Source organism: Janthinobacterium sp. TB1-E2 (assembly GCF_036885605.1).
Classification (GTDB): Bacteria; Pseudomonadota; Gammaproteobacteria; order Burkholderiales; family Burkholderiaceae_D; genus Janthinobacterium; species Janthinobacterium aestuarii.
Map to the genome: position 1 here is coordinate 1,279,289 of NZ_CP142523.1, position 13,241 is coordinate 1,292,529.

Here is a 13,241-nt window from a genome sequence, read left to right on the forward strand (position 1 = left end):
TTTTACGCCTTCCGCCGCCCCGGACCAAATAGCTGAATCCGATTGAAAATTGCCGACGTATAAGTTTCTGAACGGCTGAGAGCGCTCATTGACATAAATCAATATTTCATCGATTATCCATGAGGCTTATTTGTCCAGGACAAACTTAACACAGGTGCACTCATGAAAATTGCCGTCGTCGGAGCAGGAATCGCAGGATTGTCGTGTGCCTATCGCCTGGCGCAAGCGGGCCAGGACGTCACCTTGTACGAGGCGGGCGACTATTTTGGCGGCCACAGCCATACGGTGGACGTCACGCTCGATGGCGTCACGCATGGCGTCGACACGGGTTTTCTCGTGTTTAACCACGCCACCTACCCGAACCTGGTGCAGCTGTTTGACGAACTCGGTGTCGAGGCGGCCGACAGCGACATGTCGTTTTCCGTCAAAATGCCGCTGGGCACGGCATCCGATGCGCGCGTGCTGGAATGGGCGGGCGCCAATCTCGATACCGTGTTTACCCAGCGCAGCAACCTGCTGCGCCCCGCCTTTTTGCGCATGCTGCGCGACATTGTGCGCTTCAACCGCCAGGCCAGCGCCCTGGCCACGGCCAGCGTGCCGGCGCCGGCCATGTCGCTGGGCGAATACCTTGACCTGCACAACTATGGCGACGAGTTCCGCCACTGGTATCTGCTGCCGATGGCCGCATGCATCTGGTCGTGCCCGGCGCGCCAGATGCTGGCTTTTCCCTTGGCCACGTTCATCCGTTTCTGCCACAACCATGGCTTGCTGCAAGTGAGTGACCGTCCGCAATGGCGCACGGTGCGGGGCGGATCGCGCGTGTACGTGGAAAAACTGCTGGCCGGCATCCCGCAGCAGCGCCTCGCTTGCCCCGTGCTGGCCGTGCGCCGCCAGCCGCACGGTGGCGCGCGCATGGTCGAGCTGCATACGGCCGCCGGCGTCGAGCATGTCGATCATGTCGTGCTCGCTTGCCACAGCGACCAGTCGCTGGCCCTGCTGGGAGATATCCGCGACGATGAGCGCTCCGTGCTCGAAGCCGTGCGTTACCAGCCGAATCGAGCTGTGCTGCATACGGATGCGTCCTGCCTGCCGCAGCGCCGCAAGGCATGGTCGGCCTGGAATTACCAGGGCAGGCCGGCCGCGCAAGGCGATGCGCCGCAAGTGTGCGTGCATTATTTGCTGAACCAGCTGCAACCCTTGCCCTTTACCACGCCCGTTATCGTGTCGCTTAACCCGCTCGACGAGCCCGCTCCGGCGAGCATCATCGACGAATTTTCGTATGCCCACCCCGTGTTCGATGGCGCGGCCATTGCCGCCCAGGCGCGCCTGGCCGGTTTCCAGGGCGCGCAGCATACGTGGTTCGCGGGCGCCTGGACGGGTTATGGTTTCCACGAGGACGGCTTGAAGTCGGGCCTGGCCGTGGCGCAAATACTCAATGGCATGGCGGCGGCGGAGCTCGGCCATGCCGCGTGATCCATCGCCGCCCGTGGCACCGCAGCCCCAGCTGTGCCTGGGACAGGTGCGCCATGCGCGGCTGCGCCCACGCGCACATGCTTTTGCTTACGGCATGTTTTATCTGCGCCTGCCTTTGCGCAGCATGGGGGCGCGCGATTTTCCTGCCCGGCTGATGTCGCGCAACGGCGCCAATGTGCTGTCCTTCCGCGACAGCGACCACGGCGATGGCGCGACGCCGCTGCTGGACTGGATCGACGGCTTGCTGCGTGAACATGGCGTGGCGGATGCGGGTGGTGAAATCTGGCTGCAAACCATGCCGCGCATGTTCGGTTATGTCTTCAATCCCGTCAGCTTCTGGTTTTGCCACCGCCCGGATGGCGCGCTGCGCGCCGTGGTCTGCGATGTGCGCAATACCTTTGGCGAGCGCCATCTGTACCTGCTCGAGCAGGGCGGCGCCATCGCGTATGGCAGCGAGCTGCGCGCCAATAAAATTTTCCACGTCTCGCCGTTTTGCAAGGTGGAGGGAAATTATCGTTTCCATTTCCTGCGTAACAGCGAACAGGGCGGCGAGCGCCACCTGGCCCGGGTCGACTATGACGACCTCGACGGCCCGCTGCTGCAGACGAGCTTGTCCGGCACGGCGCAGCCGCTGCGCGATGGCGCCATCGCCTGGGCCCTGCTGCGCTATCCGTTGATGACGTTAGGCGTGATGGCGCGCATTCATTGGCAAGCCTTGCGCCTGTGGCTGCGCCGCGTGCCGTTTTTCAGCAAACCCCTTCCACCACAAGAAAAGGTGTCCCGATGAGCTCCGATTTCCTGCCGACCGGCCTGCAGGCGCGCGCCTGCGTCCGTCCCGACCACACGGCCGATCACACGCACCTGGACGTGCCCGCCTCCGGGCGCGTGATCTTGCGCTTGCTGGAAAAACTGCAGCATGGCGCCCTGCGCCTGCGCACGCCTGACGGCAGTATCTTGCTGTATGGCGACGGCAGCCACCCCGTCACCCTGGACTTGCACAATTGGCGTTTGTGCTCGGCCGTGCTGCGCTCGGGCGATATCGGCTTTGCGGAAACGTTTATCGCCGGCGACTGGCGCACGGACAATTTGCCGGGCCTGATCGAGCTGATGATACGCAACCGCGCGCAGATCGAATCGCTGATCTATGGCAACTGGTGGGGCAACCTCGTCTACAAGCTGCGGCACTTGCTCAACCGCAATTCGCGGGCCGGCAGCAAGAAGAATATCCACGCCCATTACGACATCGGCAACGCCTTTTATCAGTTGTGGCTGGATCCGTCGATGACGTATTCGAGCGCGCTGTTCAGCGAAGGCGCCAGCCTGGAGCAGGCGCAAGGTGCGAAATACCGGCGCATCGCCGACCAGCTGCAGCTGCAGCCGGGCGCCAAGGTGCTGGAAATCGGCTGCGGCTGGGGCGGCTTTGCGGAAACGGCGGCGCGCAGCTACGGCGCCCACGTGACGGGTTTGACTCTATCTACGGAGCAACTTGCCTATGCGCGCCAGCGCCTGCAGGACGCGGGGCTGGCGCAGCAGGCTGATTTGCAACTGTGCGACTACCGCGACAGCGCCGGCCAGTACGACGCCATCGCCTCGATCGAGATGTTCGAAGCCGTGGGGCAAAGCTACTGGCCCGGCTATTTCGAGTGCGTGGCGCGCAACCTGAAGCAGGGCGGACGCGCCTGCATCCAGACCATCGTCATTGCCGACGACTTGTTCGAGCGCTACAGCAAGAGCACGGATTTTATTCAACAGTACATTTTCCCGGGCGGCATGCTGCCGTCGCCGGCCGAGTTTCGCCGCGCCGCCGAGGCGCAGGGTTTGCGCGTGGAAGACGCCTTCAGCTTCGGCCTCGATTACGCGGAAACCTTGCGCCAGTGGCGCGCCAGCTTCCTGGTCCAGCGCACGGCGCTGGAAAAGCAGGGTTTCGATGGCCGTTTCCTGCTGACCTGGGAGTTTTACCTCGCGTATTGCGAGGCCGCCTTCCAGGCGCACAACACGGATGTGATGCAATTTACCCTGATCAAGGACTGACCATGCGCCGCCTGCTTGCCACTATTGTGCTGTCATTGACCGTGTTGGGTGCCGCGGCCGCGCCGCCGGCCTTTATCGCTGCCGACGTGCCCGAAGCCCGGCTGGCGGGCGAGGGCGAATACACGTGGTTCGGCATGCGTATTTATCGGGCGCAACTGTGGGTGGGCCCGCAAGGCTACCAGGGCGCGGCGTCCGAAACGGCGCCGTTTGTGCTGGAACTGCGCTACGCACGCGCGCTCGACGGCAAGAAGATCGCCGAAGCCAGTCATGAACAGATGCAAAAGTTGGGCGTGGGCACGGAAGCGCAGCGCCTGGCCTGGCTGTCCACCATGCAGCGCATCTTTCCTGACGTTAAGGAAGACCAGCGCATCGCGGGCGTCTACCGGGCCGGCATCGCGCCCGGCGTACGCTTTTACCTCGACGGCAAGGTACTGGCGGACGTGACGGATGGCGACTTCGCGCGTGCGTTCTTTGCCATCTGGCTGTCGCCATCGACGACGGCGCCGAAGCTGCGCGCGGCCTTGCTGCAGAGTGCGGCGCCGCTGCCATGAATGCCGTGGGCGGCGCCTTGAGCTTGCAAGCCTTGTTCAGTTATGGCCTGTTCGGCTTGCCGCTGGCCATGCTGGCGCTGCCCATCTATATATATGTAGCGCCGTTTTATGCGCAGCGCAGCAGCCTGGATCTGGCGCAGATCGGCGCCGTGCTGCTGGCGGCCCGCATCGCCGCCGCCTTCATCGATCCGGCCCTCGGTGCCTGGATGGCGCGTGGCGGGCGCAGCTATGCTGTATATGTCGGCGCCTCCTTGCCCTTGCTGCTGCTGGGCTTTGGCGCCCTGTTCCATCCACCGGCCATGCGGGAAACGGCGACCCTGGCCTGGTTCCTGGCTGCCTTGCTGCTCGTCTACACCGCGTATGGCCTTGCCGGCATCGCGCACCAGAGCTGGGGTGCGGCCCTGAGCCAGCTGCGCGCGCAGCGGGCGCGGGTGACGGCCGTGCGCGAAGGCTGCGGCTTGTTCGGTGTGATCCTGGCGGCGGGCCTCACTTCCGTGTTCGGCTATGACGGCTTGTCGCTGGCCTTTGCCGTCTGCCTGCTGGCGGCGGGCGCGCTGCTGCTGGCGCGCGCGCCGCGTCCCGCCTTGCGCAGTGCCGCAGAAGCGGTTTCCGGCAATGGCTGGAAGCTGCCGTTTCGCCAGCGCGCGTTTCGCTGGCTGTTTGCCGTTTTGCTCGTCAATGGCGTGGCGGCCGCCATCCCCGCCACTCTGTTCCTGTTCTTTGCCACCGACTACTTGCGCCTCGGCCATTACGCCGGACCGTTTTTGATCGTCTACTTTTGCGCGGCGGCAGCCTCGATGCCCGCGTGGGTAGCCCTGGCGCGGCGCTTTGGCGAGGCGCGCGCCTGGGGCGGCGCCATGCTGCTGGCAGCTTGCGTGTTTGTCTGGGCGTATGGCCTGGGCGCGGGCGCCGCCTGGGGTTTTGCCACGATCTGCCTGCTGTCGGGCCTGGCGCTGGGCGCCGACCTGGCCTTGCCTCCGGCCCTGTTGGCAGGACTGATCGGCGCGGCTGGCCATGCCGGGCGGCACGAAGCCGCGTATTTCGGCTGGTGGAACTGGGGCGTACAGATGAGCCTGGCGCTGGCGGCCGGCATCGCCTTGCCCCTGCTGGCCTGGCTCGGCTATGTGCCTGGCAACAGCGGCGGCGGCTTGCCGGCCCTGTCCGCCGCCTATGCCTTGCTGCCCTGCGCCCTGAAACTGCTGGCCGCGCTGCTGCTGTGGCGCGCGCCTCTACAACATATATATAGTGAAACCGGGGAGTATCGACCATGTATCTGATGAAATGTTGCCGGCGCGGCATGACGGCAGCCGCCTTGCTGCTGGCGCTGGCCGCCTGTTCCACGCCGCCCACGCCTGCCACCTACGCGCAGGAAACACCCAAGCTGGACTTGCAGCAGTACTTCAACGGCACGCTGGACGCCCACGGCATCTTCCAGGACCGCGCCGGCAAGGTGGTCAAGCGCTTCACCGTCGTGATGCGGGCCAGCTGGACGGGCGAGATTGGCACCCTGGACGAGGATTTCACGTATTCCGACGGCAGCAAACAACGGCGCGTGTGGACCTTGCGCAAGACGGCGCCCGGGCGCTTCATCGGCACGGCGCCCGACGTGATCGGGGAAGCCGTCGGCGAAGTGGCCGGCAATGCGCTGCGCTGGCAATACGTGCTGGCGCTGCCCGTCGATGGCACGGTCTACCACGTCGACTTCGAGGACTGGATGTTCCTGATGGATGACAAGGTCATGCTGAACCGCGCCGCCATGAGCAAGTTCGGTTTCAGCCTGGGCGCCGTCACCTTGTCGTTCAGCAAGCGTCCGCAGGCGGTCCCATGAACCGCAAGATCACCAGCTGGGCCGGCAAGCATGTGTGGATCATCGGCGCTTCCAGCGGCATCGGCGCCGCGTGCGCGACCTTGCTGCTGGAGCAGGGCGCGAGCGTAGCCTTGTCGGCACGTCACCGCGCCAGCCTCGAGCGACTGTGCGAGGGGCAGCCGCTGGCGCAGGCATTGCCGCTCGATATCACGCAGCACGCGCAGCTGCGGGCCGTCTGCGCGCAATTGCAGCAGCAATGGACGCATATCGACCTGATACTGGTGGTCGCTGGCGGCTATCAGGCCATGCGCGCCGATAGCTTCGACCTTGAGGCGGCCCAGGGCTTGCTGGCGCTGAATGTGGGCGGCGTCTTCAATTGCCTGGACCAGGCCTTGCCGTGGCTATTGCGCCAAGGTAGCGGCGGCATCGGCATCGTCGCCTCGGTGGCCGGTTATGGCGGTTTGCCGAAAGCCCTCGCGTACGGCGCCAGCAAGGCGGCGCTGATCAACCTGACGGAGTCGCTGTATCTGGATCTGCATGCACGCGGAATTGATGTGTATCAAATCAACCCCGGTTTTGTCGCCACGCCTTTGACGGCGGACAACGATTTCACGATGCCAGCTCTGATGACGGCGCAGGACGCGGCCGCCGCCATGCTCGACGGCATCGAGCGGGGCCAGTTCCACATCCACTTTCCCAAACGCTTTACCAATACCATGCGCCTGGCGCGGCTGTTGCCGTACCGCGCCTATTTCTGGCTGATCCGCAAGGTGACGGGCGTATGAGCACAAGTATGCTGGACACGACGGAAGGCGTGGAAGCGGCGCTGGCGCGCCTGGTGGGGTTTTACGAGCACCTGAGCCTGGAAAGCCTGGCCCAGCTGGGCGCCGTGTATGCGCCGAACGCCCATTTCAAGGACCCGTTCAACGAGGTGGTGGGGCATGCCGCCATCCTGGCCATCTTCGAGCACATGTTCGTGCAAGTCGATGCGCCCCGGTTTGTCGTGCTGGAAAGCGTGGGGCAGGGGCAGCAAGCGTTCCTGACGTGGGAGTTTCGCTTCCGCATGAAACGACTGGTATCTGGCGAACAGTGCATTCGTGGCGCAACCCATGTGCGTTTCGATACGCAGGGACGGGTGGTCGTGCATCGCGATTATTGGGATGCGGCGGAAGAATTGTATGAAAAACTGCCGTTGCTGGGCGGTTTCATGCGCATGCTGCGGCGGGCAAGCCAGCGCTAAGGTGGTTTCTTGATGCTTTTAAGCAAAAAATGCAAAAAAGAAAAAGTAAATTGTGCGGAATGGGTCAGGCGAAAACTTGATTTCGGTCAAAGTGTCGTTTTTTAGACACAAATATATCAAAATATTGAGAAGGCAACATTGTAAGAAATTGTTTCAAGTGATGCGCAATTTGCAAGCAAGAGTCGTCCTCATCCGTTCCAATCGGATAACTGAAGCGTAGTCCGGAAAACACGGAAAACATTTCTATGTGAGCAATTTAAATTACCGGAAAGTCAGTAATTCCGTTGCTACTCTGGCTATTTTTCCGACGCGCGCGCCGACGTCGAAAATGGCGCCTACGCCCCTGAATAATGCGGCAACGCACCAAAAACGGGCGCTTTATTTCCCATTTTTGTGCGTTCGGCAGCAAACATTGGCGATGCCGTGTATGCTTCGTCCCGTTTATCCATTATCGCCTGACAAATTGCGCGCTTTGTCGCGTAAATCTTGGAGGGCAAATGACGGGTAAAGCATGTTGACGTTTTAATCACTCGCCTGATACTGTTGCACTAATACAACGGGTGTCGACAAGGCATGCGCTATGATGGAATGGTCAATCAGGCCAATGCATTGGTTGGCAAGGGGCACTGGCTCTGTCGCGTAGTACGGTTGGCGATGGTCGGGATGCCTGAAAAAGCCCTCGGCCTGGTACCGGAAGTAACATGTTGGAACTTGATGGAATGTGAAACGGTCGTTATAGTGCCGCTTCCGGTGCCGTTTGAGCACCGAACCGGCGCACGAATGACGGTCGTTATGCAGCCTTCAAGCTTATCGGTGCAATAGCGTGCCGATACCGATATGAATGTTCCCCTGACCGGAACAGCAATGTGGCAGGTGGAGACCTTGCCCTCACTCATAAAAAGCGCTCTGCTAGAGCGCAGCTCGAGATGCATAGGCTGTATTACTTTTTGCTTCAAAAATTAAAGGAAATCGCAATGAAAAAAACTCTGATCACCCTGGCAGTTCTGGCAGCAGCCACTGGCGTAGCCCAAGCTCAATCGAGCGTTGTCATCTACGGTACCGTTGACGCTGGTTTCGTCAGCGAGCGCGGCGGTGTTAACGGCAACGTTAACAAACTGGACAGCGGCATTGCTTCGGCTTCCCGTATCGGCTTCAAAGGCACCGAAGATCTGGGCAGCGGCCTGTCGGCACTGTTCGTTCTGGAATCGGGCTTCGGCGTTGACAACGGTCAACAAGACGTTGCTGGTACCTTGTTCAATCGTCAAGCTTACGTTGGTCTGAGCAGCAAAACGACCGGTACCTTGACCCTGGGTCGTCAATACACCCCTTGGTACAACACCCTGTCGAAAGTTGCTGATCCATTCGCAGCTGGCTACGCTGGTTCCGCTAAAAACTTGTTCCCAGCGAACACCCGCACCAGCAACACCGTGCTGTACACCTCGCCAAACTTCAACGGCTTTGACGCTGACGTGGCTTACACCTTCGGCGAAAACGCTGAGTCGAACAAAATCGGCCGCAAAATCGGCGCGTCGGCTGGCTACTCGAACGGTCCTCTGAACGCTCGTATCGCTTACAACAACACCAGCAACGACACCGCGCTGACCGAAACCGGTAGCGGCCGTAACTGGTTGGCTGCAGCTAACTACGACTTCGCAGTTGCTAAAGCTTACGTCGCATACGGCGTGAACAAAGGCCAAAACAGCGCCATCCGCAACAACGGCAACGTTAACGCGTTTGACTACACTTCGGCTGGCTTCAGCACCGACAGCACCACCGCTCTGATCGGCGCAACGGTACCAGTTGGTCCAGCAGGCACCGTGATGGCTTCGATCATCCACGTGAACGACAAAAACAGCGCAAACGCCGATGCTAACCAGTTCTCGCTGGGCTACTCGTACGCTCTGTCGAAGCGCACCAGCACCTACGCTTCGTACGCTAAAATCTCGAACAAAAACAACGCTGGCTACACCGTTGGTAACAACAGCAATGTTGGTACGGGCGACAAAGCCTTCAACGTTGGCGTTCGTCACTCGTTCTAATATTCGCGCAAGCGAAGCTTAGTTCCGCTGCCAGCATCCCTTCGGGGATGCTGATAAGCAAGGAAACGCGTCTCCAGGCTAGTCCTGGCGGCGCGTTTTTGCATTGGCGGCGCCAGTTATAATGGCGCCGTTACTCAAGTAAAGGAATGCCATGTATTCATACACATCGCCGCGCCTGGCTGCCATGCTGGCCGCGCTGCTGCTGGCTGGCGCCACGGGCGCCGCTGCCGCTGCCGTCAAGGGCAAGAAGCCGGCCGGACTGGAGCGCTACGGCGTGGCCGTCTACTCCGACCTGTGCCTGCAAAAGGATAGCGGCGAAATCGGCGGCCAGCGCGTCACCTTGCACCGCTTTGCCGAGGCCGATTCCGTCATCTATGAATTCACGGCCGGCGCGCTGAGCTGGCCCATCGTGGCCAACGACGTCAACCTGGACGCCGCCACGGGCGTTTTCGACTTCACCATCGCCGGCGCCGACAGCGAGGAGCGCACCATCGTCGGCAAGTTTTCCAAGGATGGCCAGACCCTGACCCTGGAAGGCGATTACTGCGGCGGCAACGTGCGCATGCCGATGAAACTGAGCCGCGTGCGCGATTTCGGCCGTCCCCTGAAAAACTGCACGCCATGCCCGCCGATGCCGCAAGCGCCGGTCGAACCAGTGCCTGCCGAGGAAAGCGCGACTGTGCCCGCAGCCTGAGCGATTGCCGCTGTCAAAAAGAAAAAGGCCCGGTATCGACCGGGCCTTTGTTATTTGCAGCGTTGCAAGGAGCTTATTTGGCCGCCTGCGCCTTTTCCGCCGTGGCGCGGATGGTGGCCAGGGTCGCGTTCGGCGTGATCAGGTTGCCGTCGTAGCGCAGCTCGATCAGGGCCGGCAAGTTGTGCGCCTTGGCGTGCGCCAGCGCCCGTTGCAGGGCCGGGGCGAACTCTTCCGTCGTATTCACCACTTCGCCATGCGCGCCGTACGCTTGCGCCAGTGCCGCGAAATCCGGGTTGTGCAGGGTCGTGCCCGACACGCGGCCCGGGTAGTCGCGCTCCTGGTGCATGCGGATGGTGCCGAACATCTGGTTATTGAAGACGATGATGACCACGCCCGCCTGGTATTGCACGGCCGTGGCCAGTTCCTGGCCATTCATCATGTATTCGCCGTCGCCGGCAAACGTGATCACGGTGCGCTCGGGATGGACGATCTTGGCCGCCACGCCTGACGGCACACCGTAGCCCATGGCGCCGTTGGTTGGCGCCAGCTGGGTGCGCATGCCGCCGTAGCGGTAGAAACGGTGGGCCCACGAAGCGTAGTTGCCGGCGCCATTCGTCAGGATGGTGTCGGGCGGCACTTGCGCCATGATCTCCTGCGTCACTTGCCACAGGTCCAGCGGCGCCTGGCCATCCTGGAAGATGGGCGGCTGTTCCTGGTAGGCGGCCAGCTCGGCCTTGGCTTCGGCCGGCGTATGTTTCCATGCGGAAGCATCGACGGGGGCCATGGCGGCCAGCATGGCGCACACTTGCGGCATGCCGCTGTTGATCATCAGCTCAGCCTGGTAGACGCTGCCCAGTTCCTCGGCATCCGTATGGATGTGCACGAGGCGCTGGCGCGGCACGGGCGAATCGAACAGGGTGTAGCCGCCCGTCGTCATCTCGCCCAGGCGCGGGCCGATGGCGATCACCAGGTCGGCATTTTTCACGCGCGCGGCCAGTTTCGGGTTGATGCCGATGCCGACGTCGCCGATGTAGTTCGGGTGCGCATTGTCGAGCAAGTCCTGGAAGCGGAAGGCGCAGGCGACGGGCAGCTGATTGTTTTCCGCGAACTGCTGCAGGTCGGCGCACGCTTGCGGCGTCCAGGTGGTGCCGCCCAGCAAGACCAGCGGCTGCTTCGCGGTGGCCAGCATGCCGCGCAACTGCTGCAATTGGGCGCCGGACGGCGCCGCTTGCACCGGCTGGTAGGCGCGCGTGTCGGCCACGGTGGCCAGCGAGATCAGCATGTCTTCCGGCAGGGCCAGCACGACGGGACCGGGACGCCCGCTGGTGGCCACCTGGAAGGCGCGCGCCAGGTATTCGGGGATGCGTTCGGCGCGGTCGATCTGCGCCACCCACTTGGCCATCTGGCCATACATGCGGCGGTAGTCGATTTCCTGGAACGCTTCGCGGTCGACGAAATCGTTGCCCACCTGGCCGATGAACAGGATCATCGGCGTGGAATCCTGGTAAGCCGTGTGCACGCCGATCGAGGCATTGGTGGCGCCCGGTCCGCGCGTGACGAAGCAGATGCCCGGCTTGCCCGTCAGCTTGCCGTAGGCTTCGGCCATGAAGGCGGCGCCGCCTTCCTGGCGGTTGATGATGAAGCGGATGCCCGAGTCGTGCAGGGCGTCGAGCACGTCCAGGTAGCTTTCGCCAGGCACGCCAAAAGCGGTGTCGACACCGTGGATCTGCAGGGCATCGACCAGGATCTGGCCGCCGGTACGGGATTGTTGCGTCATGTTCGGCTCTTTATATTCTAGTGGGTGGCAAAGAAATGGGGCAAGCGGTACGCATGCGCCTGCATGCAAGCAGCTTGCCTCATTCTATGTGAGCCGATTTGGCCCGGCTTTTGAAATGGCGACACCGAATTACACAATCCCCCGGCCGGTGCGGCGCGCTTTTGCAGAAACATGCTGCGGCGCGGTACAATGGCGGGTGAAGCAGGCCAGACAGTCGCTGGCCGGCGCAGTAATGCGCTGGCGGGAGGAAGGTCCGGACTCCATAGAGCGGGGTGACGGTTAACGGCCGTCCGCTGAAAGCCGCAAGGTATAAGGCGAGGAATAGGGCCACAGAGACGAGCGTATTAAGTTACGGTGAAACGCGGTAACCTCCACCTGGTGCAATTTCAAATAGGCACGCGATGATGCTGCTCGCGGAGCGTGCGGGTAGAAAGCTTGAGCGCCCGAGTAATCTGGCGCCTAGAGGAATGACTGTCATAGCGCCGACCTGCAAGGGAAGGCGCCGTAACAAAATCCGGCCTATCGGCCTGCTTCACTTGAATTCCTGCTCCCTGGTCTGCCAGGGGGCATCTCGGACGCAGCAGCTTTGCCTGCTGCGCGCCAACCAAAAAGCCCCCGCAACGGGGCTTTTTTTGTTTCTAAAAATAGTGCGGGGAAGATAAAGTTGTATATACAACTAAAGTGAACAATTGGTTAAAGTTTCTTGGTTCTAATTAATTGCTGCATTGCAAAAATAGTTTTCCCGCGTCAGGCCAGCCCCTGAAAACAGGGCCGGTACGCGCCGTGGACGATTATTTTTTGCTTTAAACCAAGTCTTTCACTGCGCTGGATTGCTGTTGTGCCTGGATAAGGAAATTATTGTCATGTGTCAACTAACTGTAAAAAATTCAATTATTTGATTTCGTTTTTTTCGATGTTTACGGTAGGAAAACACATGTGTGCAGATGAGGTAGCACATTCACTATCTTTCATAAGTATCTAATTTATCGATATATTTTTATTTGAGACTCCTTCAACGATATGCGCTAAGTCCTTAATTTCATTAATAAAATTCCTGTTTTGCCAATCGGAAACCGCTTGACCACTATCTTTGCTTCCTCTAAAGTGGGCAACTGTGTGAAAAAGTGTGTTTTTGTGGGAAATTTTCCCTTTTTATCGTGATGCGCAAGCATCGCAACCCAAGCTCAAAAAAGGTCTTCCGTGTTTCAAGGCGCGTCCGCAATCAATCTCGATGCCAAAGGCAGGATGTCTATCCCTGCCAAGCACCGTGACGCGCTGGCGATTCAATGCGAAGGCCGTTTGACCCTGACCAAACACCCCGATGGCTGCCTGCTGTTTTTCCCCCGTCCCGTGTGGGAAAGCCACCGCCAGCAAATCGCCGCCTGGCCCATGTCGGCGCGCGCCTGGCAGCGCATCTTCCTCGGCAACGCCGTCGACGTCGAGCTGGACTCGGCCGGCCGTGTGCTGATCTCGCCCGAATTGCGCAACGCCGTCGGGCTGGCGCGCGAAGTGATGATGATCGGCATGGGCAGCCACTTTGAAATATGGGATGCCGCCAAATTGGCCGACAAAGAACAGCAGGCGATCGATGCCGGCACCCCCGATGTACTTTCCAATTTTTCTTTCTAA

The 13,241-nt window shown here is 61.1% G+C and carries 12 protein-coding genes and 1 other RNA gene; 12 read left to right on the top strand and 1 reads right to left on the bottom strand.

From position 1 onward, the window contains the following. The first annotated feature begins 162 nt into the window (after positions 1-162). The 10 genes from OPV09_RS05845 (at position 163) to OPV09_RS05890 (ending at position 9,835) form a co-directional block, all read left to right on the top strand. Positions 163-1,473 (top strand): NAD(P)/FAD-dependent oxidoreductase, encoded by a 1,311-nt coding sequence (locus OPV09_RS05845; protein WP_070305684.1) that lies wholly within the window; start codon positions 163-165, stop codon positions 1,471-1,473. After that, entirely contained in the window at positions 1,463-2,260 is a 798-nt protein-coding gene (locus tag OPV09_RS05850; RefSeq protein WP_331778602.1) for a DUF1365 domain-containing protein, read from the top strand. The genes OPV09_RS05845 and OPV09_RS05850 overlap by 11 nt, the downstream gene beginning before the upstream one ends. Continuing rightward, the gene (locus OPV09_RS05855; protein WP_331778601.1) at positions 2,257-3,504 is read left to right on the top strand and encodes a cyclopropane-fatty-acyl-phospholipid synthase family protein; all 1,248 of its coding nucleotides are present in this window, start codon (positions 2,257-2,259) and stop codon (positions 3,502-3,504) included. The genes OPV09_RS05850 and OPV09_RS05855 overlap by 4 nt, the downstream gene beginning before the upstream one ends. Before the next feature lie 2 nt (positions 3,505-3,506). Further along, complete coding sequence (locus tag OPV09_RS05860; protein ID WP_128141344.1) at positions 3,507-4,055, top strand: chalcone isomerase family protein; 549 nt, start codon at positions 3,507-3,509, stop codon at positions 4,053-4,055. Beyond that, positions 4,052-5,332, top strand: coding sequence for an MFS transporter (locus OPV09_RS05865; protein WP_331778600.1), 1,281 nt, complete (start codon positions 4,052-4,054; stop codon positions 5,330-5,332). Before OPV09_RS05860 ends, OPV09_RS05865 begins: the two co-directional genes overlap by 4 nt. Next, a complete protein-coding gene (locus OPV09_RS05870; RefSeq protein WP_319993364.1) occupies positions 5,323-5,883 on the top strand; it encodes a DUF3833 domain-containing protein in 561 nt (186 codons plus the stop codon). Before OPV09_RS05865 ends, OPV09_RS05870 begins: the two co-directional genes overlap by 10 nt. Then, on the top strand, positions 5,880-6,647 hold the full coding sequence (locus tag OPV09_RS05875) for an SDR family NAD(P)-dependent oxidoreductase (protein WP_034748911.1): 768 nt from the start codon (positions 5,880-5,882) through the stop codon (positions 6,645-6,647). Before OPV09_RS05870 ends, OPV09_RS05875 begins: the two co-directional genes overlap by 4 nt. After that, the gene (locus OPV09_RS05880; RefSeq protein ID WP_338680862.1) at positions 6,644-7,102 is read left to right on the top strand and encodes a nuclear transport factor 2 family protein; all 459 of its coding nucleotides are present in this window, start codon (positions 6,644-6,646) and stop codon (positions 7,100-7,102) included. Before OPV09_RS05875 ends, OPV09_RS05880 begins: the two co-directional genes overlap by 4 nt. A gap of 974 nt (positions 7,103-8,076) precedes the next feature. Beyond that, positions 8,077-9,141: a porin gene (locus OPV09_RS05885; protein ID WP_034748905.1), complete on the top strand. Its 1,065-nt coding sequence runs from the start codon at positions 8,077-8,079 to the stop codon at positions 9,139-9,141. Between the two features lie 151 nt (positions 9,142-9,292). Next, entirely contained in the window at positions 9,293-9,835 is a 543-nt protein-coding gene (locus OPV09_RS05890; protein WP_338680863.1) for a hypothetical protein, read from the top strand. 73 nt (positions 9,836-9,908) lie between these two features. On the opposite strand, the gene OPV09_RS05895 is transcribed toward OPV09_RS05890, so the two are convergent. Beyond that, a complete protein-coding gene (locus OPV09_RS05895; protein ID WP_338680864.1) occupies positions 9,909-11,612 on the bottom strand; it encodes a thiamine pyrophosphate-binding protein in 1,704 nt (567 codons plus the stop codon). 198 nt (positions 11,613-11,810) lie between these two features. On the opposite strand from OPV09_RS05895, the gene rnpB reads away from it, so the two are divergent. Next, an RNA gene (gene rnpB, locus OPV09_RS05900) (RNase P RNA component class A) lies at positions 11,811-12,150 on the top strand. Positions 12,151-12,812: 662 nt separating this feature from the next. Next, positions 12,813-13,241: a division/cell wall cluster transcriptional repressor MraZ gene (gene mraZ, locus OPV09_RS05905; protein WP_034748899.1), complete on the top strand. Its 429-nt coding sequence runs from the start codon at positions 12,813-12,815 to the stop codon at positions 13,239-13,241.